The organism is Bradyrhizobium sp. LHD-71 (genome assembly GCF_031157255.1).
GTDB lineage: Bacteria > Pseudomonadota > Alphaproteobacteria > Rhizobiales > Xanthobacteraceae > P52-10.
This window is the reverse complement of the sequence record NZ_JAVIFX010000011.1, coordinates 193,681-216,007: the sequence shown is the minus strand read 5'-3', so window position 1 is coordinate 216,007 and position 22,327 is coordinate 193,681. Positions and strand designations below refer to the sequence as shown.

General features: G+C 63.6%; 19 protein-coding genes. 6 read left to right on the top strand and 13 right to left on the bottom strand.

Annotated elements, in window-relative coordinates; all coding sequences use genetic code 11:
* Nucleotides 1–961 precede the first annotated feature (961 nt).
* The gene (locus tag RCO31_RS14455) at nucleotides 962–1,660 is read right to left on the bottom strand and encodes a ribonuclease activity regulator RraA (RefSeq protein WP_308969099.1); all 699 of its coding nucleotides are present in this window, start codon (nucleotides 1,658–1,660) and stop codon (nucleotides 962–964) included.
* A gap of 220 nt (nucleotides 1,661–1,880) precedes the next feature.
* Here RCO31_RS14455 and pxpB point away from each other — a divergent pair, with 220 nt between their 5' ends.
* The 3 genes from pxpB (at nucleotide 1,881) to RCO31_RS14440 (ending at nucleotide 4,491) form a co-directional block, all read left to right on the top strand.
* Nucleotides 1,881–2,606, top strand: coding sequence for a 5-oxoprolinase subunit PxpB (gene pxpB, locus RCO31_RS14450; protein WP_308969098.1), 726 nt, complete (start codon nucleotides 1,881–1,883; stop codon nucleotides 2,604–2,606).
* Nucleotides 2,603–3,640, top strand: coding sequence for a biotin-dependent carboxyltransferase family protein (locus RCO31_RS14445; RefSeq protein WP_308969097.1), 1,038 nt, complete (start codon nucleotides 2,603–2,605; stop codon nucleotides 3,638–3,640). The genes pxpB and RCO31_RS14445 overlap by 4 nt, the downstream gene beginning before the upstream one ends.
* 74 nt (nucleotides 3,641–3,714) lie before the next feature.
* On the top strand, nucleotides 3,715–4,491 hold the full coding sequence (locus RCO31_RS14440) for a 5-oxoprolinase subunit PxpA (RefSeq protein ID WP_308969096.1): 777 nt from the start codon (nucleotides 3,715–3,717) through the stop codon (nucleotides 4,489–4,491).
* Nucleotides 4,492–4,498: 7 nt separating this feature from the next.
* Here RCO31_RS14440 and RCO31_RS14435 read toward each other — a convergent pair whose 3' ends face one another.
* The 10 genes from RCO31_RS14435 to RCO31_RS14390 all read right to left on the bottom strand — a co-directional run bounded on the left by RCO31_RS14435 (nucleotide 4,499) and on the right by RCO31_RS14390 (nucleotide 17,301).
* Complete coding sequence (locus RCO31_RS14435; RefSeq protein ID WP_308969095.1) at nucleotides 4,499–7,195, bottom strand: nitrate reductase; 2,697 nt, start codon at nucleotides 7,193–7,195, stop codon at nucleotides 4,499–4,501.
* Nucleotides 7,196–7,223: 28 nt separating this feature from the next.
* Nucleotides 7,224–7,490: a hypothetical protein gene (locus RCO31_RS14430; protein ID WP_308969094.1), complete on the bottom strand. Its 267-nt coding sequence runs from the start codon at nucleotides 7,488–7,490 to the stop codon at nucleotides 7,224–7,226.
* Nucleotides 7,491–7,549: 59 nt separating this feature from the next.
* Nucleotides 7,550–9,145: a sulfite reductase subunit alpha gene (locus RCO31_RS14425; protein ID WP_308969093.1), complete on the bottom strand. Its 1,596-nt coding sequence runs from the start codon at nucleotides 9,143–9,145 to the stop codon at nucleotides 7,550–7,552.
* Nucleotides 9,142–10,893 (bottom strand): NirA family protein, encoded by a 1,752-nt coding sequence (locus tag RCO31_RS14420; protein WP_308969092.1) that lies wholly within the window; start codon nucleotides 10,891–10,893, stop codon nucleotides 9,142–9,144. The genes RCO31_RS14425 and RCO31_RS14420 overlap by 4 nt, the downstream gene beginning before the upstream one ends.
* A gap of 2 nt (nucleotides 10,894–10,895) precedes the next feature.
* Complete coding sequence (locus RCO31_RS14415; RefSeq protein ID WP_308969091.1) at nucleotides 10,896–12,110, bottom strand: FAD-dependent oxidoreductase; 1,215 nt, start codon at nucleotides 12,108–12,110, stop codon at nucleotides 10,896–10,898.
* 18 nt (nucleotides 12,111–12,128) lie between these two features.
* Nucleotides 12,129–12,920 (bottom strand): ABC transporter ATP-binding protein, encoded by a 792-nt coding sequence (locus RCO31_RS14410; protein ID WP_308969090.1) that lies wholly within the window; start codon nucleotides 12,918–12,920, stop codon nucleotides 12,129–12,131.
* 11 nt (nucleotides 12,921–12,931) lie between these two features.
* The gene (gene ntrB, locus RCO31_RS14405; protein WP_308969089.1) at nucleotides 12,932–13,831 is read right to left on the bottom strand and encodes a nitrate ABC transporter permease; all 900 of its coding nucleotides are present in this window, start codon (nucleotides 13,829–13,831) and stop codon (nucleotides 12,932–12,934) included.
* A gap of 33 nt (nucleotides 13,832–13,864) precedes the next feature.
* Nucleotides 13,865–15,184, bottom strand: a complete 1,320-nt coding sequence (locus tag RCO31_RS14400) for a CmpA/NrtA family ABC transporter substrate-binding protein (RefSeq protein ID WP_308969088.1) — start codon at nucleotides 15,182–15,184, stop codon at nucleotides 13,865–13,867.
* A 342-nt stretch (nucleotides 15,185–15,526) separates the two neighbouring features.
* Nucleotides 15,527–16,714, bottom strand: coding sequence for a CmpA/NrtA family ABC transporter substrate-binding protein (locus RCO31_RS14395; RefSeq protein WP_308969087.1), 1,188 nt, complete (start codon nucleotides 16,712–16,714; stop codon nucleotides 15,527–15,529).
* Entirely contained in the window at nucleotides 16,711–17,301 is a 591-nt protein-coding gene (locus RCO31_RS14390) for an ANTAR domain-containing protein (protein ID WP_308969086.1), read from the bottom strand. Before RCO31_RS14390 ends, RCO31_RS14395 begins: the two co-directional genes overlap by 4 nt.
* A 114-nt stretch (nucleotides 17,302–17,415) precedes the next feature.
* Between RCO31_RS14390 and rimO the strand changes: the two genes are divergently transcribed.
* From rimO to RCO31_RS14375, 3 genes are all read left to right on the top strand, one after another.
* The gene (gene rimO / locus RCO31_RS14385; RefSeq protein WP_308969085.1) at nucleotides 17,416–18,741 is read left to right on the top strand and encodes a 30S ribosomal protein S12 methylthiotransferase RimO; all 1,326 of its coding nucleotides are present in this window, start codon (nucleotides 17,416–17,418) and stop codon (nucleotides 18,739–18,741) included.
* A 228-nt stretch (nucleotides 18,742–18,969) separates the two neighbouring features.
* Complete coding sequence (locus RCO31_RS14380; RefSeq protein ID WP_308969084.1) at nucleotides 18,970–20,166, top strand: acetylornithine transaminase; 1,197 nt, start codon at nucleotides 18,970–18,972, stop codon at nucleotides 20,164–20,166.
* 49 nt (nucleotides 20,167–20,215) lie between these two features.
* Complete coding sequence (locus RCO31_RS14375) at nucleotides 20,216–20,638, top strand: GNAT family acetyltransferase (protein WP_308969083.1); 423 nt, start codon at nucleotides 20,216–20,218, stop codon at nucleotides 20,636–20,638.
* Between the two features lie 109 nt (nucleotides 20,639–20,747).
* Here the strand turns inward: RCO31_RS14375 and RCO31_RS14370 are convergent, their stop codons facing one another.
* Both RCO31_RS14370 and RCO31_RS14365 read right to left on the bottom strand, forming a co-directional pair.
* Nucleotides 20,748–20,909: a hypothetical protein gene (locus tag RCO31_RS14370; RefSeq protein ID WP_308969082.1), complete on the bottom strand. Its 162-nt coding sequence runs from the start codon at nucleotides 20,907–20,909 to the stop codon at nucleotides 20,748–20,750.
* Nucleotides 20,910–21,344: 435 nt separating this feature from the next.
* Entirely contained in the window at nucleotides 21,345–22,319 is a 975-nt protein-coding gene (locus RCO31_RS14365; RefSeq protein ID WP_308969081.1) for a quinone oxidoreductase, read from the bottom strand.
* Nucleotides 22,320–22,327: the final 8 nt, after the last annotated feature.

The following is a 22,327-nucleotide window of genomic DNA, read 5'->3' as shown; positions in this document are numbered from 1 at the left end:
GAAAACGCCACTTCTGCAGGTAGTTGCGTTCGATCGTCCGGTCATAGCTGTTATCGCGCATCGGATCGTCCTCCAGCGGAGCGATCCAATCACCGATTTAGTGAACATGCACAATTGCGAGCGGCGTTGCCTGCGGCCTACGCCGGGAGCAAAGCGCAGCGACGAAGCACGCCGTCATTGCGAGGAGCGCAGCGACGCGGCAATCCAGCGCGGCGATTGCCGCGAGCTCACCGCTGGATTGCTTCGCTGCGCTCGCAATGACGAGCGAGGCGATACGCACAGGATGTTCACAGTGAATTCGTTTTTTCCGAAATAATTGTTGCCTTCATTCCTATCCGCAATATCCTCCTCCCGTCCCGCTCCAACGGAAGGGCGCGTCGCGGTCGTCTTATCGATGCGGAGCGGGATGCGGTGGCCGTTACGATGCCGGGCTCTTTGGAAAGTGCCGGAGAAATCCGTGTGATGCCTGAAGGAAAGACGCCGGTACGACGGGCGGACGGTCCAAGTGCATGTCCGGGCGAGGAGTTCGCACGAACCGGGCGAAGCCAGCGAAAGTGGCGAGGCCTGGGGACATGCAGCAAGCCGTGCAAGAACCATCGCGTGCGGAGCGCAGGCGTTGAGCTGCCTCCGTGGCATTTGTTGTTTGCCATGTGCTTGCCAAGAGCACATGGCGCCGCGGGCGCGGTGAAACGCCCTTGCGTTCCGCACAGCCCTTTCGGGCAAGGGAAAGGCACAAGCCGACCGGCAAGCCTCAGGCCGGACAGGAACAGGGGGCGATAAGTTACGCCTGTAGCCCGCATGAGCGCAGCGATATGCGGGACTGACTATCGTTACAGCGAGGCTTCCCCCGGATGTCGCTTCGCTCATCCGGGCTACAGGCTGCAGGTTGTTTGACAATTGAATCCACCGTCGTTGCGACCCGGCGTAGCCCGAAGGGCGAAGCCGGGTCGCAACGACGATGTTACTTCTTCAGCGTCGCCTCGTAGCGCGCCTTGGTCTCTGCGTTCATCGGATAAAGACCCGGCAGCGCGGCGCCGCGGTTGACCTCATCGACGATCCAGGCCTCTTGCGCCTCCTGCGCGGGACCTTCGACGAGCACGTGGTCGAGCATCGCCTTCGGGATCAGCACCGCGCCATCCTTGTCGGCAACCACCACGTCGTCAGGAAACACCGCCACGCCACCGCAGCCGATCGGCTCGCCCCAGCCGACGAATGTGAGGCCCGCAACCGACGGCGGCGCCGCGGCGCCGTCGCACCAGACCGGCAGGCCGGTGCCGAGCACGCCCTCGAGGTCACGCACGACGCCATCGGTCACCAGCGCCGTGACGCCGCGCTTCGCCATGCGTGCACAAAGGATGTCGCCGAAAATGCCGGCGTCGGTGATGCCCATCGCATCGACAACCGTGATGCAGCCCTCCGGCATCGCCTCGATCGCCGTGCGGGTCGAGATCGGCGACGACCAGGATTCCGGCGTCGCCAGGTCCTCGCGGGCCGGTACGAAGCGCAGCGTGAAGGCCGGACCGACCAGTCGCTCCTGACCCGGACGCAGCGGCCGCGCACCGCGCATCCAGATGTTGCGCAGACCCTTCTTCAGAAGAACGGTGGTGATGGTGGCGGTCGAGACCTGTCGCAGCGTGTCGATGGCCTTCTTGTCAAGCATGGCGGCAAAAGCTCCAAAAGATGCGAACTTGAGCATTTTTTTCCGGAAAAGTGGGCACCGGTTTTCCGTAGAAAATGCGATCAAACAAACGAATCCAGAGCGCTTTTCGACCTGATCGAAAAGCGCTCCTAGACCGACACCCTTGCGGCGTCCGGCGCAGAACGTCAATGGTATGTTAGACTTGGACAATCGATTGAAACCGGAAAGCCGCCCGCCAGCAATGCCCTCGCCTAGCCCTCGGATCGTGCCCTGCAGCGAAGCCGCCCTTGTTGTCGAGTTCGGGGACACAATCGACGAGGCGATCAACCGCAAAGTGCTCGGGCTCGACCGCGCGATCGCGCAGGCAAAGATCGCTGGCATAATCGAGACGGTTCCGACCTACCGCTCGTTGCTTGTGCATTACGACCCGCTGGCGCTGAGTTTCGCGCAGCTGAGCGCGCAGATCGAGCCGCTCGCGAACACCGTCACGACGGAGCCTGGCTCCCGCCGTTGCTGGCGTGTTCCGGTCGTCTATGGCGGCGAGTACGGCATCGACCTCGAGGAGGTCGCCAAGGCGCGCGGCCTGTCGCCGGAGGATGTCATTCGTCTGCACACGGGCGGACACTATTACGTCGCCATGCTCGGCTTCCTGCCGAGCTTCGCCTATCTCGCCGGCCTGGATCCGCGGCTCGCGTCGCCCCGCCGTCGCGAGCCGCGTGCCGTGACGCCCGCCGGAACCATCTCCATCGGCGGCGTGCAGGCGGGCATCCAATGCCTGGCCGCTCCGAGCGGCTGGCATCTGCTCGGGCGCACGCCGGTGCGCACCTATCATCCAGGGCGCGAGCCGGTGTTCCTGATCGAGCCAGGCGACGCGGTTCGCTTTTATGCGATCGATCCGCGCGAGTGGGCCGCACTCGACCAGGCGGCCGAGGCGGGCGAACCTGTGGCGGAGCTTGTCGCATCGTGAGCAAATTCGCAGTCGTCACAGTCGGACCGCTGACGTCCGTGCAGGATGGAGGTCGTTACGGCGCACAGCGCTATGGCCTGACCAGCAGCGGAGCCATGGACCTGGTGGCTCTCGCCGCGGCCAACACACTCGTCGGCAATCCGCCGGCTGCAGCGGGCATCGAGATCGGCCCGTTTCCGGCAAGCTTTGAAGTGCGTGCCGGCTCCGTTCGGATCGCCGTCGCGGGCGCCGGGCGCGAGATCAAGATCGATGGGCATATGTTGCCACCTGCCACCTCCGCCGTGCTTGCCGAAGGCCACCGGCTCGACATCGGCGCTGCGCGGAGCGGCGTGTTCAGCATCCTCGGTATCGAAGGCGCGGTCCAGGGCCGGCCATTGTTCGGCAGCCTGAGCGTGACGGCACGAGCCGGCGTCGGCAGCCCCTTCCCGCGCCCGCTTCAGGCCGGCGATGAACTCGAGCTGCTCGAGGCGAGCACCGCCCCGGAACAACAGCTGATGTTCGATCAGCCGATGCGGGCCGACCTGCGCGTCCTTCCAGGACCGCAGGCCGGCGAATTCGGCGAGGCCTTCGCGCTGTTCCTCGCTTCGGAGTGGACCATCTCGTCCACATCGGACCGGATGGGATATCGGCTGGACGGGCCGACGCTTTCGCATTTGAAGGGACACGACATCGTCTCCGACGGCACGGTGAACGGCAGCGTGCAGGTTCCCGGCAACGGCCAGCCGATCGTGCTGATGCGCGATCGCGGCACCACTGGCGGTTATCCGAAGATCGCAACGGTCATCGGTCCCGATCTCGGCATTCTCGCCCAGCGTCGCGCCGGCCAGACTGTGACGTTCACCGAAATCGGCATTGAAGAGGCGCAAGACGAAGCGCGCCGCTTTGCCCAGATGATAAGATCACTGCCGGACCATCTGCGGGCGGTGCGGACGGGCCCGAATACCGATGCCCTGCACGGCGCCAATCTCGCGGGCCACGCCGTCAATGCATTCGATGCGGCGACGTGGCAGAGTACCCATGACGACGAACATTAGAGCATTTTCGGGAAAAGCGGACACCGGTTCTCCGCAGAAATGCGATCCAACAACGAATCTAGTGTGAGACAGCGATGACAACAGTCGATCTCAACAGCGATCTCGGTGAAGGTTACGGCATGTGGTCGCTGGGCGATGACCCGGCAATGCTGGATATCGTCACCAGCGCCAACGTCGCCTGCGGCTTTCATGCGGGCGATTCCGACATCATGCTCGAGACGGCCAAGCTCGCCAAAACAAAAGGCGTCAGCATCGGCGCGCATCCGTCCTATCGCGACCTGCACGGCTTCGGCCGGCGGCCGGTTGCAGGCCTCACCGCGTCCGAGATCGAAACGATGGTCGCCTACCAGATCGGCGCGATGCAGGCGATTGCGGTGATGGCCGGCCATCGGGTCACGCATGTGAAGGCGCACGGTGCGCTGTCCAACGTGGCCTGTGCCGACCCGATGGTCGCGCGCGCGATCGCAATGGCGATCAAGGCGGTCGACCGCGACCTGATCTGGGTGGTGCTGCCGCGTTCGGAAATCGAACGCGCCGGTGAAGCTCTCAACCTGCCGCTGGCGCGCGAAGTGTTCGCCGATCGCGCCTACGAGGATGACGGCTCGCTGATGAGCCGGAGCAAGCAGGGATCCGTGCTGCATGACGCCGATGCCATCGCCGCACGCGTGCTGCGCATGGTGAACGATCAGGCCGTCGTCAGCGTGTCCGGCAAGACCGTCAAGATGCCGATCGACACGATCTGCGTGCACGGCGACACGCCGGGCGCGGTCTCGATCGCGCGGCAGGTGCGCAGCGTGCTCGAGCAGAACGGCCACCGGCTCGCGCCCTTCGACAAGACGATGAAAGGCTAGGCCTCGCTCAGGCGGTCAGCGGCTCCGGCACAGCTTGATCGCGCGACACGGGCGACGCTTGCGCAAGCATGCGCTTCAGTTCGGGGATGCAGGAACCGCAGTTCGTTCCTGCTTTCAGCGAGGCGCCGATCGCCGTGACCGAGCACGCGCCCTGCCCGATCGCTTCGTCGATCGCATTGCGTCCGACGCCGAAGCACGCGCAGACGATCGGTCCTGTTGCGGCGAGGCCATCGCCGCTGCGACCCGACAGCAGCAGGCGGCGCTCATCGGGCGAGACGACGCATTTGGCGAACAGATCCTTGATCGCATCCCAAGCCACCTGTTCCTCGAATGCACCGCTGAACAGGCAGAGCTCAATCCGCTCATTGGCAAATGCGGCTGCGCGATAGACCGCCGCTGCCTGGTCGTCATAGGCGGCGATGTCATCGCATCGAGCGTGGGTAGCGAACCAGGCCTGCCAGACGCTCTGAGCAAGATTGTGCGCCAGCAGGTAGCCATAGCCTCCGGTAACCGCGACGCGGCTCCACCAGACGCCGTCCGGCATCGTCGTCACCTGCTTGCGCGAGAGCACGAAACCGCGCCAGGCGTAGGCGTGAGGTGCGATCGCCACCGGCGTCGCCTTCGCCTCGGGCTGGCCCGAGAACGGATCGGTGAAGGGCGAGACCAGCGCACCGACGCGCGCCGACGAAGCATTGGTCTCGTTCCAGTGGATCGGCGCGAACAGCATGCCGCGCTGCTGACGATCGGAGATTTCCACTTTCAGGATGCAGCGGCCGAATTCGGTCGTCACGTCGGCGAAACCGCCGCTCTCGAGGCCAGCTTCAGCGGCATCGTCGGGGTGCACCTCCACGAATGGCTCCGGAAGGTGCTGGCCGAGCCGCGGGCTTACGCCGGTCCGCGTCATCGTGTGCCACTGGTCGCGGATGCGACCGGTGTTCAGCCGCAGCGGACGACCCATCGATGGCGTGGTCTTGAGCTGCGGCACCTCCGGCGCGACGAACCGCGCCTTGCGGTCCTCGGTGTAGAAACCGCCATCCGAGAAGAAGCGTTGCTGCCGCACGTCGCCGGCCTGGCGGACCGGCCACAACGCCGGAGCGAGAGCGTCGAAGTCATTGTCCGAGATGGTCGCAAGGCCGCCGATGTCGAAGTCACGCGAGCCGGCGTTCTCGAAGGTCGAAAGCGCGGCATGTTCGCGAAAGATGTCTGCCACCGAGTTGAACGCGAAGGCATCGCCAAAGCCGAGGCGGCTGGCGACCTCGCTGACGATCCACCAGTCGGGCTTGCTCTCGCCTGGCGCCTGCAGGAACGCGCGCTGGCGCGAGATGCGCCGCTCGGAGTTCGTGACCGTGCCGGATTTTTCGCCCCACGCATGCGCGGGCAAAACCACATGCGCGCCGGAATTGACCGTATCGTTCGACAGGACGTTCTCGGAGACGACGAACAGGTCCAACTTGCCGAGCGCCTTGCGGACGGCGTCAGCGTCCGGCAACGACACGGCGGGGTTGGTCCCCATGACCCACAGCGCCTTGATCTCGCCGCGGCCGACCGCCTCGAACATCTGCACGGCTTTTAGGCCCTCACGCGGCGCCATGTGCCGCGCCTTCCAGAACCGGCGGACGCGGTCGATGTCCTGCGGCGTGAATCCCATGTGCGCGGCGAGCTGGTTGGCGAGCCCGCCCACTTCGCGGCCGCCCATGGCGTTGGGCTGCCCCGTCAGCGACAGCGGGCCTGCGCCCTCCCGGCCGATCCTGCCCGTGGCCAGGTGACAGTTGATGATCGCGTTGACCTTGTCGGTGCCTTGCGCGGATTGATTGACGCCTTGCGAGAAAGCGGTCACCGCCCGCGGCGTCGTGCGGAACAGGTTGAAGAATGCGGCGACGTCCTGCTCGGCGAGCCCGGTCGCAAACGCCGTCGCTGCAACGCTGCCGGCAATGCTGCGCGCGCGGGCGAGCGCCGCGTCGAAGCCCGATGTGTGACGGCTGATATAGTCATGATCAAGCGCCCCGTGATCGGCGAGATGAACCAGCAATCCGCAGAACAGCGCCGTATCGCTGCCGGGCTTCAGGCCGAGGAAGAGATCGGCATCCTCGCTCGTCGCCGTCCGGCGCGGATCGATCACGACGATGCGCGCGCCGCGCTCCTGCCTGTTCCTGAGCATCCGCTGGAACAGCACGGGATGGCACCAGGCCGCATTCGAGCCGACCAGCACGATCAGGTCGGCCCGGTCGAGATCCTCATAACAGCCAGGCACCGTATCCGTACCGAACGCCCGGCGGTGACCGGCAACCGACGACGCCATGCACAGACGAGAATTGGTGTCGACATTGGCGGTGCCGATGAAACCCTTCATCAGCTTGTTGGCGACGTAGTAATCCTCGGTCAGAAGCTGGCCGGACAGATAGAAGGCCACCGCGTCACGGCCGTGCTTGCCGATGATGTGCTGCAGGCGGCTGGCGACATGATCAAGCGCGTCGGGCCACGCCACCCGCTCCAGCTTGCCTTTGCTGCACCGGATCATCGGGTGCGTGAGCCGGCCTTCGAGGCCGAGCGTCTCGCCGAGCGCCGAACCCTTCGAGCACAGCCGGCCGAAATTTGCGGGATGATCCGGATCACCTTCGATCGCCGCACCCCCGTTGCCGTCGGGCGTTGCGATCACGCCGCATCCGACGCCGCAATAAGCGCATGTGGTCCTGACCGGCTTCATGCGGATCGGCTCCGCATGAAGCCCGCTGCTAGAACGGGCGATAAGGCAGCGTCAGAAGAACGATCAACGTCATGAACGAGATCGCGCCGTAGAATGTCATGGTGTGCCAGCGATCGACGCGCCGCTGCAGCGTCTGCAGGCGGGAGCGGCAGAGTGACAAGGCGCGCATGGGCTGATCTTCCAGACCGACAAACATCCCGGAAATAGAAGATTTCGTCTGCCAAAAGGCAATATCCGGCCAAGAAAGACGAAATTTTTTCCACCCAGCCTGCAACGGTGGAGAAAAATACCCCACCCCAGGCTCCGGACGTGCATTTCCTTCGCGAACGGGCTGCCGCCGCCATCATCGAGACCTCAGTACACATCCTGCTGGTAGCGCCCCTTCTTCTTCAGCTCCGCGACAAAACCGATCGCCTCGTCGATCGATCTCGCGCCGTATTGCGCGACGATCTCCACCAGCGTCCGTTCGACATCCTTCGCCATGCGCTTGGCGTCACCGCAGACATAAACGTGCGCGCCCTCGGCGAGCCACGACCATAGATCGCGGCCGACTTCGCGCATGCGGTCCTGAACGTAGAATTTCTGGTCACCGTCGCGCGACCACGCGAGCGACAGGCGCGTCAGCAGACCGGACGATTTCATCGCATTCAGTTCGTCGGCGTAGAAGAAGTCGAAGTCGCTACGCTGATGGCCGAAGAACAGCCAGTTGCGGCCCGGCGCGCGGGACGCCTGCCGGTCATGCAGGAATGCCCGGAAGGGAGCGACGCCGGTGCCCGGACCGACCATGATGATCGGTGTAGTGGGATCCTGCGGCAGGCCGAACCCATGCGCCTTCTGCACGTAGACCTTGAGCTTGTCGCCCGGCTTGATCCGATCAGCAAAGAAGGTCGAGGCGACGCCGAGACGCTTGCGGCCGTCGACCACATAACGGACCGCATCGACCGACAGCGAGACCCGTCCGGGCGTCGCGTTATATGACGATGAGATCGAATAGAGGCGCGGCTGCAGCGGCTCCAACGCTTCGACGAAGGCCTCCGGATCGGGACTGATGCCGAACTTCTCGAGCGCGGCGAGCACGTCGAGCGTTGCCGCATCGCCATCCGGGTCCTCGCCCGATGCCAGCGCCTGGGCCTTTCGCCGTCGATCGCCGCCGGTGATGTAGGAGAGAAGCTGAAACAGCGAATCCGGCGCAGGCGACAGCGAGACCTGATCAGTGAGCACCTCGCGCAGCGTCCGCGCGCCGATCGGAAAATCCGGCGGCGCACGGAGCGCTGCCACAACGCTCTCCACGAGCGCCGGTTCGTTCAGCGCAAACACGCCGAACGAATCCCCTACGACATAGTCGAGCTGCGAGCCGGTCAGATCGAATTCGAGGTGCCAGGTGTCCCTCTCCGAGCCCTCCTTGTTGAGCCGCCTTCGCGACAGGAATATCGCCTCGGCCGGATTGTCGCGCGACCGCCCCGGAATAGATGCGGGCGCGGTGAGCTGAATCGCGGGCGCCGCAGCCTTCGCTGCTGGCGCCCGCTCGAGCTCCTCGTGCAAGGCCTTGAGCATCCGCGCGGTTTCCTTGCCGCCGGGCACGCAAAGATTGAGGCGCGCTTCCGACTTGTTGGCGAGCGCCTCCGAATAGTCGTGGCAGTTGTAGCCGCACTGGCCGCAATCCTGCTGCGCCATCGCCGCCATCATCCGGCGGCGAAGCGGACGGCCCTCGGCGAGCTTCATGCGCTCGGCCATCGGCATTGTCTGGTCGTGCCAGGGCGCGTCGTCATCGTCGCCGGCTGCGCCGTGCATGACGGCCGTCCCCTGTTCGGCCGACAGCGGCGTCACACCCGCATTGTCCGACGACAACAAACCGGCGAAGAACCCGTTCAGCCACGCGCGTTGCTCCTCGGAGAACGGCGCGGTCTCCGGAATGATGTCGAGCTTGGGCGGCGGAGACATCTGGTTCATTCCGCGGCCTCGAGCGTTGCCACCGCCCTGAAGATTTCGATATCGGTACGTTGCGCGAATGCGAGGAACGACTCGTCTTTCGACGCGCGCTGCTGCAGATAGACGTTCAGAATGTGCGCGACCGTGCGTGGCGCGTCCTCGGCCTTCACATTCGAAAACAGTTCCCGTGCAATCGCCGCATCCGGCCCGTAACCGCCGCCGACAAGGACGTGATAGCCATCGACGGTGTCGCCATCGTCGCTGACCGGCACGCGGGCGCCGATCAGCCCGATGTCGCCGATGTAATGTTGCGCGCAGGAGTGATGGCAGCCCGTCAGGTGGATATTGACCGGCGTATCCATCGCCACATGGGCATCACACCGAATGGCGATTTTCTCGGCATCCTCCTTCGTGTGTGCGCCGGCGAAGCGGCAGCCGGTGGCGCCTGTGCAAGCGACGAGCCCGGCCCGCAGCGGCGACACCGACGTGGCAAGTTCCAGCGCATCGATCGCTGCCGTGACGGCTTCGACGTGTTTATCGGCAACACCGGAGATCAACAGATTTTGCCAGACGGTCAGACGGATGTCGCCGTCTCCGAAGCGTTGCGCGAGGCCGGCGATGGCGCGAATTTGCTCGACCGATAGCCGGCCGAGCTTCAGCGCGACGCCGACCCAGTTCAGCCCCTTCTGCCTCTGCGCGTGCACGCCGATATGCGCGAGCTTGTCAAAAGCTGGCCGGGGTGCGATCGCCTCGGCCGGAACGCGCCGCAGCGGCTCGCCCAGCTTCTCTTCGACAGCTTTGAGGAATTTCTCGAAACCCCAGCTGTCCAGTACGTATTTCAGCCGGGCGCGGTTGCGGTTGGTGCGATCGCCGTGCTCGATGAACACCCGAACGATGGCATCGGCGACGCGTGTCGCCTCCTCGGGCTTCAGAACGACGCCGGTATCGCGGGCGAAATCGCGGTGGCCCGTGATGCCGCCGAGCACCAGTCGATAGTAGATGCCTCCATCGACGCCGTGTCCTTCCGAAACCCGCACAGCCTGAAAGGCGATGTCGTTGGTGTCTTCCAGCACCGCGATCGCGCCCGCGCCGTCGAAGGCGACGTTGAACTTTCGCGGCAGGCCGTACAGCGAGCGATCGTTCAAAATATGAAAGTGCCACTCGCGCGCGTGCGGCCGCGTGTCCAGCAATTCCTGCGGATCGATGCCGGCCGTCGGCGTGCCGGTGACGTTGCGGATGTTGTCGGCACCAGAACCGCGTGACCAGAGGCCGAGATCCTGTATGGCCTCGATCACCTCAGTGGCGTTCTTCGGTTCGATCTCGCGAAGCTGAAGGTTGGCGCGGGTCGTCACATGCGCGTACGGACCGCAGAATTTCTCGGCAATATCGGCGATGCCAGCAAACTGCCAGTGCTTGAGTATTCCGTTCGGAATGCGCAGGCGGCACATGTAAGAACTCTGCGCCGGCGCCACGTAGAACAGACCGTGATAGCGCCAGCGAAAGTTGTCCGCGGGCTTTGGTGGCTCGTTGCTGCGCGCCTGCTGGACCAGTCGCGCATAGGCGTCGAACGGATGCTCCTCGCGCTTGAGTCTCTCCTGCTCGGCGAGCTTGCCGCCGGCAGCGACGGCTCTATCCTGCGCCTTCAGGTGGATCGCGTCAGGCCCGACCGGTTCGGTCTTCCCTCCGCCTCTCGTCAGACGCGAGGCACCAAGGCCGGTGACGAACCCTTCCAGATAGCGTTTCTGGTCTGGTGTGAAGTCACCGGCCATGATCAAGCCGCCTTCCTTTCGGCAAGCGCACGGCCGAACATCAGATCGCTGCGGAATGCTGTGACGCTGGCAGCCGAGCGGATCAGCTCCAGGTACCAGAGCGCATCTTGCGTGTCGCCAATCAGGATCGCCCCTGTCAGCCGCCCGCCGGAGATGACGAGCTTCTTGTAGGTGCCTTGCCTTGCATCGCTCAGCACGATGGCTTCGGTGCCCGCTGCACCTGCAAAGTCTCCGGCGGAAAACACATTCACGCCGGATACCTTCAGGTTGGTCGAGAGCACGCTCCCCTCATACGACGCGGAACGACCAGCAAGATGCTCGGCGAGAACCTTCGCCTGCTCGTAGGCCGGCTCAACCAGCCCGTAGCAGACGCCGCGATGTTCAGCGCATTCGCCAAGCGCGTAGACGCCAGCGACATTGGTCGCGAGGCTGCCGTCCACGACGATGCCGCGGTTGACGGCAATACCGGCGGCCTCGGCAAGGCCCGCATTGGGGCGAATGCCGGCGGCGAAAATCACTGCGTCAGCCGCAATGTGGGTGCCGTCGGCGAGCTCGATACCCCGGACCGTGTCACCGCCGAAGATCGCCTTGGTGCTGGCGTTCAGACGGATGTCGATGCCCTTCTCTTCCACCAGGCGCTTCAACAGGGCAGCCGCCGGCGCATCCAGCTGTCGCTCCATAAGGCGGTCCATCAGATGGACCAACGTCACCGGCGAGCCGGCCTTGGCGAGGCCATAGGCGGCCTCCAGTCCGAGCAATCCGCCGCCGATCACCACCACGCGCCTCCGTGCCGCCGCCAATGTCAGAAGCAGATCGACGTCACGGCTGTCGCGGAACGTATGCACTCCCGGCAGGTCAGCGCCCGGAATGTTCAGGCGCAGCGGCTGCGATCCCGTGGCGAATACCAGTTTCGAGAACGGCACGAGACGGCCGTCTGCCAGCACGACACGGCGGCTTTGCAGATCCACCGAGGTCGCAGCGCGACCGTAGCTCAAGGTTACACCGCGGTCGCGCCACCAGGCGGCCGGCTGCAGCTCGATCTCTTTCGAGGCGATTTCGCCGGCAAGTACGGACGACAGAAGCACACGGTTGTAAGCCAGCCGCGGCTCGTCGCCGATGATAGCAACCGCGTAGCGGCCAAGCGCACGCTTGGCGATTTCCTGCGCCAGGCGTGCCGCCGCCATGCCGTTGCCGATGACAACCAGGGGTTCGCTCACAGCAAGTCCTCCTGCCGCTTATGCAGCCTCGACGTAACGATGCCGCTCGTACAGGAACTCGAGCACGCGCTGGCGGCACTTGAGGTACGTGGCGTTGGCCGCGAGCTCGAGCCGCTTGCGCGGCCGCGGCAGCGGAACGTCGAGCACTTCGCCGATCCGCGCACTCGGGCCGTTCGTCATCATCACGATCCGGTCCGACAGCAGCACGGCTTCGTCGACGTCGTGCGTGATCATCAGAACCGTGTTGCCGAGCTTTTGGTGCAGCGCCATCACCGAGTCCTGCAGGTGAGCACGCGTCAGCGCGTCGAGTGCGCCGAACGGCTCGTCCAGCAGCAGAACCTTCGGCTCCATCGCCAGAGCGCGGGCAATGCCGATACGCTGCTTCATGCCGCCGGAAATTTCCGATGGGCGCTTGTCCCTGGCATGCCCCATCTGCACGAGGTCGAGATTGTGCATAACCCAGTCGTGGCGCTCGGCGCGGCTTTTGGTTCTGCCGAACACCTTGTCCACGCCGAGTTTGACGTTGTCGTAGGACGACAGCCACGGCAGCAGCGAGTGGTTCTGAAACACGACGGCGCGGTCAGGCCCCGGCGCGTTGACCTCGCGCCCCTCCAGCAGCACGCCGCCCTGGGTCGCAGGCGTCAGGCCGGCGACGATGTTGAGCAGGGTCGACTTGCCGCAACCGGAGTGGCCAATGATCGAGACGTACTCGCCCTTCTCCACCGTCAGCACGATGTCCTTCAGCACTTCAGTCTCGCGATTGCCGCGGCTGAACACCTTATCGACGTGATCGATCTTGAGATAAGCCATGGTTCAGCTCCTTAAGCTGCCTGCGTGCCGCGGGTGGCGATGTTGGCGATGAAGGCGACCATCCGGTCGAGCACGAAGCCGACGATGCCGATGTAGATCAGGGCGATGATGATGTCGGACAGGCGTGACGAGTTCCACGCATCCCAGATGAAGAAGCCGATGCCGACGCCGCCGGTGAGCATTTCCGCCGCGACGATGGCCAGCCACGACAGACCGACCCCGATGCGCAGGCCGGTGAAGATGTACGGCGCCGCCGACGGGATCATGATCTTCCAGAAGAACTCGAGCTGGTTGAGCTGAACAACCGAGGCGACGTTGCGGTAGTCCTGGGGAATGTTGCGGATGCCGACCGCGGTATTGATGATGATCGGCCAGATCGATGTGATGAAGATCACGAAGATCGCCGACGGCCGGCTGTCGCGGAAGGCAGCAAGCGCGATCGGCAGCCAGGCGAGCGGCGGCACGGTGCGAAGCACCTGGAAAATCGGATCGAGCCCGCGCATCGCCCAGACCGACTGTCCGACCAGTGCGCCGAGCAGAACACCGACGATGCTGGCAAGACCAAAGCCGACAGCCACGCGCTGCAGCGAGGTCAGGATGCGCCAGCCGAGGCCGATGTCCTGCGGTCCGGCGACGAAAAATGGGTCGACGATCAGGTCCTTTGCGTCCGTCCAGATGCGCGACGGAGACGGCAGCGTGGCCCCGGGCTTCATGCAGAGGATCTGCCAGAGCAGCAGCAGCGCTCCGACCGTGATGATCGGCGGGATGAGCGTTGCCGCCCACTCCTTTGCCGCCGGGATCAGCTTCGTCTGCACGTTGCTCGCGCGCGGCTGCGACAGCGGAACGATGGTTGCTGACGCCGTCACCGGCGTCGCTGCAGCGTCCGCGCTCTTCTGAAGTGCAATGGTCATCTTCTGTACCTCGCGTGAGAGGATGCGGGACGGTTAGGCGTCGATGCGCTTGATCGACAGGCTCTTGAGGTAGGTGGCGGGATTCTCGGGATCGAAGACCTTGCCATCGAAGAAAGTCTCCTTGCCGCGTGAACTCGATTCGGGAATGTCTGCTGCTGCGGCGCCCAGCGCCTTGGCCGCGTCGCGCCAGAGGTCCTCGCGGTTGACCTTGTCGACCAGAGCCTTGACGTCGGCGGTCGGCTCGAACTTGCCCCAGCGGATATCTTCGGTGACGAACCACGCATCATGACTCTTGAACGGGTAGGACGCATGGTCCTGCCAGAACTTCATGAACTGCTTGGTGCCCTTCTCGACCCGCCCATTGCCGTAGTTGATATCGCCGTTCGCGCGACCGATGATGTCGGCGACAGGAACATTGAACCACTGCCGGCGCCCAACGATCTCCGACATCTCCGCGCGATTTGCCGGCTTGTCGCACCACATCTGGGCTTCCTGCACAGCCATCAGGATCGCCTTGGCCGCGTTCGGATACTTGTCGACGAACTCGGCGCGCATCCCGAGCGCCTTCTCGGGATGTTTGGACCAGATCTCGCCGGTGGAGCAGGCAGTGAAGCCGATGCCCTGGTTGACGAGCTGCTCGTTCCACGGCTCACCGACGCAGAAGGCGTCCATATTGCCGACCTTCATGTTCGCCACCATTTGCGGTGGCGGGACAACGATGGTCGAAACGTCCTTGTCCGGGTCGATGCCGCCGGCCGCCATCCAGTAGCGGATCCACAAATCGTGCGTGCCGCCGGGGAAGGTCATCGCGACCTTCACTTCCTTGCCTTCGGCCTTCTTCTTCGCGAAAGCCGCCTTCAGCGACGAGGAATCCGCCGTAACCTTCAAATCCTTGTATTCGTTGGCAACCGAGATCGCCTGCGCATCGAGGTTGAGGCGGGCGAGGATGTACATCGGCGTCGGCACGTTGTTCTGCGTCACCTTGCCGGTCGAGATCAGGTACGGCATCGGCGTCAGAATGTGCGCGCCGTCGATGCCGTTCTTTTCTCCGCCAAGCACAATGTTGTCGCGCGTGGCGCCCCATGACGCCTGCTTGCTGACCTCCACGTCGCCGACGCCGTGCTTGGCGAACAGCCCCTTCTCCTTGGCGATCACGAGCGGAGAAGCGTCCATCAACGCGATGTAACCGAGGACAGCCTTCTTCACTTCCGGCCCTGCGCCCTGTGCGAAGGCTCCTGCCGGGAAATTCACCCGCGCTGCAGCGAGCAGCGCCGCTGTCCCCGCCGCGCGTTTCAGAAGCGCGCGCCGGCTCATCGTTGAGCCTGTCAAACCGCCCTTGGTCGTCCTGGTCATCGTGTGTGTCGTCCTTCTGGCTTTCCTGTTCGCCGCCTCACTCAGGCGGCCGCTCGATCCCGTTCGCGCAAAACAAAAGCCGCCCCCGAGGCTGCGCATGATGCGAATCCCCCAGGACAGCGGCTTTGCTGAATGGTCCGTCGTTGGACCGGTCGATACCGGAACCCGGCTTCGACAGGTCTAGCTATTCAAGCTTCGTGCCAGATTTGTGCGGCGCAAAAACTCAAATGATTTCCGCTAGATGGAAGATGTGAACAAATAAACAGCAGTTGTATTTTCGCCCGCGCGAAAGGCATTTGGCGCACTTTTGCGCACTGCACAATCAATAGGCAATCCGAAACGTCAGCGCCGCCGGATGCGAAATGAATCGAGATGCTGGGTAATGGCGGATGGGTCGAAGGCCGGGCCGGCAAACGCGCCGACGCCGTCGGCGACCCGGGTTTCAGGACGCCCTGCCTTCCCGGTCGCCGCATCGTAAAGGTCAGGCCGGAACACGCCCCGGGCGATGGCGAGCGATTGATCGGAAAGCGGTGCCTGTCCCCAACGGACCATTTGCGCATACAGCCAGGCGGCCTGCACCGGATCGGGACGCGCTGCGCCCTCCCTGCCGACTAGCAGATAGCGCCCGCTCTCGCGCACCTTGCCGTCCGGTGAAACCTTCAGACGGCCGTCCAGCGTGCGGCGGATGACTTCGGCATCGACGCCGATGTGCTCTGGCCTTGCGAGGATCGCGGCGACTTCCGCCCGGTTGTCCGGCACCTCGATGAACTCGGCGGCGCGGTCGTGCGCGCGGATCAAAGACGCCAGCACAGTGGGATTCTTGTCGGCCCAGGGTTGGCGGACCGCGAGCATCTTCTCCGCCGCGCGCGCCAGAATGTCGGAGACGAAATGAAGGATGTGGCCGACACCGAGGTCGACCGCGACCGAATTCCACGGCGCGCCAACGCAGAAGGCGTCCACATGGCCGCTCGCAAGACTCTCGACCATGTAAGGCGGCGGCAGCACCACAAGGCGCACATCCTCGTCCGGGTCGACCCCGCCGGCGGCCATCCAGAACCGGAGCTGGTAATTATGCGTCGAGAACGGAAACGTCATACCGAACACGAGAGGTTCAGCGCCAGTCTTCTTGCGCGCCGCCACAACGCGGGAGAGCGCCTGCGCGGTGACGAGCGGATTCAGCGGATCACCGTCAACCTCCCCCATGATCGCCGCGTGCAGAGCCGGCGAAACGGTGATGGCGTTGCCGTTCAGTCCCAGATTGAACGCCGCCACGATCGGCACTTTCACATGGCCGAGGCCAAGGCTGGAGGCGATCGCCACCGGCGCCAGCAAATGCGCGGCGTCAGACAGCCCAAGGTTCAGCTTGTCGCGGACGTTCGACCACGAGACTTCGCGGTGGAGCGTGACGTCGAGGCCTTCATCGCGCGCAAAGCCCTTGCCCACCGCAACGAGCAGCGCCGCGGCGTCGACAAGCGGAATGAACCCGATCCGCAACGGCACCAGCGAGCCTGGTTTCCTGTTGTCCGTCATTTGAGCAGCTCCGACGCCGTGATGATCGATTGCGCGATCTCGACGATCTTCTTCTTCTCGCGCATCGCCGTGGAGCGCATCAGGACATAGGCCTCCTCTTCCGACAGGCCCTTGAGCTTCATCAGGATGCCCTTGGCGCGGTCGATCACCTTGCGCTCTTCAAGTGCGGTCTTGGTTCGCTCCAGTTCGTCCTGCAGTTTGGCAAAGGCGTTGAAGCGCGAGATGCACAGGTCGATAATCGACTTGATCCGCTCTTTTCGGAAACCATCGACGATATAGGCCGAAACACCAGCATCGACGGACGCCTGGATCGAGGCGGCATCGCTCTGGTCGACGAACATCGCGATCGGCCGGCGTACCGCGCGGCTGACCTGGAACATCTGCTCGAGAACGTCGCGGCTCGGGTTTTCGAGATCGATCAGGATCACATCCGGATCGATCGAATAGATGCGCGCCAGGAGATTGTTCATCTCGCCGACACGCTCGACCGCGGCGAATCCGGCTTCGCGCAGCCCTTCTTCAAGGATCGCAGCCCGGATCGGATTCTCGTCGACAATGGCAATCTTGGGCGACGACTCGGCGACCATCCGTTACTCGCATTCCGGCAAGAGGCCTCTTAGCAGGCTCAATCGCCGGCTCAAAGCCTTGTAATTGGCCAGGATCGAGGATAGCTCCAGCCCCTCAGCCGGACATTAAGGACGATGGAACAGGGCCGCGCCCCAATTGTAAGCTTTGTATCGCTTGGATGCCCCAAGGCGCTGGTGGATTCCGAGCGTATCATCACGCGTCTGCGGGCCGAGGGCTACGAGCTGGCGCGCAAGCACGATGGCGCCGACCTCGTCATCGTCAATACCTGCGGCTTTCTCGACAGTGCCAAGGCCGAGTCGCTATCCGCCATCGGCGAGGCGATGGCCGAGAACGGCAAGGTGATCGTGACCGGTTGCATGGGCGCGGAACCGGAGGCCATTCGCGAGGCCTATCCCGGCGTGCTGTCGATCACCGGACCGCAGCAGTATGAGAGCGTGCTGGAGGCCGTGCACCGCGCCAACCCGCCGAAGCACAATCCCATGCTGGATTTGCTGCCGCCACAGGGCATCAAGCTGACGCCTCGCCACTATGCGTATCTGAAGATCTCCGAGGGCTGCAACAACCGCTGCACGTTCTGCATCATCCCCAAGCTGCGCGGCGATCTCGTCTCGCGGCCGGCCGACGACGTGCTGCGCGAGGCCGAGCGGCTGGTGAAGGCAGGCGTCAAGGAACTGCTGGTGGTTTCGCAGGACACTTCCGCCTACGGCATCGACATCAAATACGCGACGAGCAAATGGAAGGACCGGGAGGTCCGCGCACGCTTCTACGATCTGGCGAAAGAACTGGGCGAGCTTGGCGCCTGGGTGCGGCTGCAATACGTCTACCCCTACCCCCATGTGGATGAGGTGATCGGCCTGATGGCCGAAGGGAAGGTGCTTCCCTATCTCGACATTCCGTTCCAGCATGGCAACGCCGATGTGCTGAAGCGGATGCGTCGTCCGGCGGCCCAGGACAAGACCCTCGCCCGCATCGCCAAATGGCGCAGCGAATGTCCGGAGCTGACGCTGCGCTCGACCTTCATCGTCGGCTTTCCCGGCGAAACCGACGCGGAGTTCGATGACCTGCTGCAGTGGCTTGACGAAGCGGAAATCGACCGTGTCGGCTGCTTCAAGTACGAGTCGGTCGCCGGCGCGACGTCCAACGCACTGGACAATCCTGTTCCCGATGAGGTCAAAGCCGCGCGCTGGGAACGGCTGATGGCGCATCAGCAGAAGATCTCGGTGCGACGACTGAAGAAGAAGGTCGGCAGCCGCCAGCAGGTGATCATCGACGAGATCGGGCCGAGCGTTGCCAAGGGCCGCAGCAAGGGGGACGCGCCGGAGATCGACGGCGCCGTCTATGTCGCAAGCCGCCGGCCATTACGCCAGGGCGAGGTCGTCACAGTGAAGATCGAGCGCGCTGATGAATACGACCTTCACGGCAGTGTCGTGGGCTTCTGATAGCCCTTGACAATCCTGGCGTCGCGGATGTATCGGCGCATCATGACTTTCAACCGGACCATCCGTCGCGCCACCTTCCGTCGTCGCTCGTTCGACGATGATGGGTCGCGCCGTGTCCGACGACGAAGCTGAACGCTCCAAAAATCAGCAAGTTTTCGAGAAGGCCGCACCCTCAACGTGCGGCCTTCTTGCGTTTTGGTCCACCAAGCAACCATCGGAGAGACTGCCATGACCATCGCGACGCATTCGTTCGACGCCTTGATGAACATCACGGCCCGCCCGCCGGTGGTCTTCGTGCGCGGTGAAGGTTCGTACCTCTTCGATGATCAAGGCAGGCGCTATCTCGATTTCGTACAGGGCTGGGCCGTCAACAGCCTCGGCCACTCGCCGCCAGCGCTTGTCGCTGCCCTGTCCGTGCAAGCCGCGAAGCTGCTGACGCCAAGTCCGGCGTTCTACAACGAGCCGAGCCTCGCGCTCGCGAAGGCTTTGACGGAGAAAAGCTGCTTCGATCAGGTCTTTTTCACCAACTCCGGTGCGGAAGCTAACGAGGGCGCTATCAAGCTCGCGCGGAAGTATGGCTCGCTGCACAAGGATGGCGCGTTCGAAATCATCACGTTCGACGGCAGTTTTCACGGCCGGACGCTGGCGACCATGTCAGCCTCGGGCAAGTCGAGTTTCGAGCCGCTGTTCGAACCGAAAGTGCCGGGATTCCACAAAGCGCGACTGAACGACCTCGAGTCAGTGAAAAGCCTGATTCACGCGAAAACGATCGCCGTCATGCTGGAGCCTGTGCAGGGTGAAGCCGGCGTCTGGCCGGCGACCAACGAATTCCTGCGCGAGCTGCGCGCTCTCACCGAGCAGCACGGCCTCCTTCTCATTCTCGATGAAATCCAGACGGGCATGGGGCGCACGGGCAAGCTGTTCCATTACGAGCATGCGGGCATCACGCCGGACATCATGACGCTCGGCAAAGGCATCGGCGGCGGTGTGCCGCTTGGCGCGCTGCTTGCGACAAACAAGGCCTCGTGCTTCGAGCACGGCGACCAGGGCGGCACCTTCAACGGCAACCCGCTGATGTGCGCGGCCGGGCTCGCAGTCCTGAACGAAATCGCCGAGGGGGATTTCCTGAAGTCGGTTGCCGAGACGGGTCTGTTGCTCGCGAGCGAGCTGCAGCGGCTGTCGGCGCGGCACGGTCTTGGCGGCGTCCGCGGTGAAGGCCTGCTGCTGGCGCTCGACCTGAAGCGGCCGATCGGTTCAGACGTCGTCACTGCCGCGCTCAAGGACGGCTTGCTGTTGAACTCCCCTCGCCCGGATTCACTGCGGTTCATGCCGGCGTTGAACCTCAAACGCGAAGAGGTCGCCGAGATGATCGAAGGCCTTGACGCCATCCTGACGCGCATGGGCGCTGCACGCTGCGTGGCGTGAACTCTAGAGGATGCGCCTCTCCCAACCGCACAACGTTTTATTTCGGAGAATGACGATGAACCTGGCAATTCGCGATATCACCGACGACGACATTTCACACGTCGTCGCGCTGTGGCACGCCTCGGGTGTTGCGCGGCCATGGAATGATCCGGGACGCGATATCGCCTTTGCTCGGCGCGACGCGCACTCAACCGTGCTGGTCGGGCTCGACGGCGGACAGATCGTGGCCAGCGCGATGGTCGGGGAAGACGGTCATCGCGGCTGGGTCTATTACGTCGCGATTGCGCCTGAGCGGCAGCGCAGCGGCCTTGGCCGGACGATGATGCAGGCCGCCGAAGGCTGGTTGAAGCAGCGCGGTGTGTGGAAGGTCCAACTGCTGGTGCGCGCCGACAACGCTCAGGCCGCGAGCTTCTACGAACAGCTCGGATATAGCGACACCCGCTCGGTCTGCCTGCAGAAGGTATTGGACTAGGTCCTGTCCCCAATCAGAGGATTCCCTTCAGACTATCGCGTGCTTCTCGAGGTTTCGGACTTGAGGTTCAACGACGGACAGCTGGACAGTGTGGGGTGGCATTGTACGGCTACTGCCCTTTATGGTCTTGCGAATACACCACGATTGCCTTCCGTGCCTCTTGTTCAATGAGTTTCACCGCCGCTTCGACTACTTGTTCGTCGCGGTCATTGAGAGGGCCATCCATCATCCAAAAATGCAGATAGATCGCCAAGGCGTTTTGCAGGGTCATGGCGAGTTCCTCCTCCGAACCGTCTCGTGAAGGATGATCCTGCTTAACGCGACACAATGCAATTGATGGGAATCTTAGATCACCGTTAAGCTTGATATCGGCAATGCAACTCAAATTTGATATGCGCCAAATCTCACCGCGTTGACTCGTTTTGCGAAGGTCGCCGAAGCGAACCTGTCTGTCATCTCGGGCATCCCAGATGCGCGCTCCCTCATCGCTTCGAATGAAAGCAGACGAATGTCGTAAGACTGGCCCACTTCTTCGAACGCCCAGCGAACGCGCATGTCGCGCGAGCCCCTTGCCGGCGTCGGGCGAACGTTCAAAGGCGGTGATGGACGACCGCGGCCGACCCGACAACTTTATGACATGGCGCGCCCGTCGCTTCCGAGAACTCGTTGCGAAGCAGATATGAAAGTCAGATGTCGCGCTTGAACGCTATGGCTTCAGGATCGACGCGCCGGTGGTCGCGCGGCTTTCCAGATCGCGATGTGCCTTCGCAGCGTCCTTCAGCGCATAGGCGTGATGGATCGGCACCTGCAGGCTGCCGCTGATAACGGCGGCGAACATCGTGTCGGCCGCCTCCAATAGATCGCGACGCTTGGCTATATAGTCGTTCAGCGTCGGCCGGGTCGCAAACAGCGAGCCGCGACGCTGCAATTCGCCAATTGAGAAAGGCGGCACGACGCCCGAGGCGTTGCCAAAGCTGACGAACATGCCGAGCGGCCGGAGACAATCGAGTGAACCGGGAAACGTCGCCTTGCCAACACCATCATAGACGACGTTGCAGAGATCACCGCGGGTGATCTTCTTCACTTCGGCGACGAAATCGGTCTCGTTGTAGAGGATGACGTGATCGCAGCCGTTGTGTGCGGCCAGATCGGCCTTTTCCCTCGAGCCGACGGTGCCGATCACATTGGCGCCGAGCGCCTTGGCCCACTGGCAGGCCAGCAAACCGATGCCGCCGGCGGCCGCGTGGATCAGCACATTCTGGCCGGGCTCGACCTTGAACGTCTTGTGCAGGAGGTAATGAACGGTCAGGCCTTTCAGCATCAGCACTGCAGCCTGTTCGTAGGTGATCATATCCGGCAGCTTCACCAGCCGGTCCGCGGGCATGACACGCTCGCTCGCGTATCCGCCGAGGCCGAACGTGTAGGCGACGCGGTCACCAGGGTGAAAGCCGGTGACGCCCGGACCGACATCGATGACATCGCCGGAGGCTTCGTTACCAGCGATGAAAGGCAGCGACGGCGCCTTGTAAAGTCCGGTGCGGAAATAGGTGTCGATGAAATTCAGTCCGCAGGCGCGCTGGCGAATGCGCACTTCACCCTTGCCGGGTGCAGGCACTTCGACGTCTTCATAGGTGAGGACCTCCGGCCCTCCCGTCTGATGCACCCTTACCGCCTTAGCCATTGCACTGC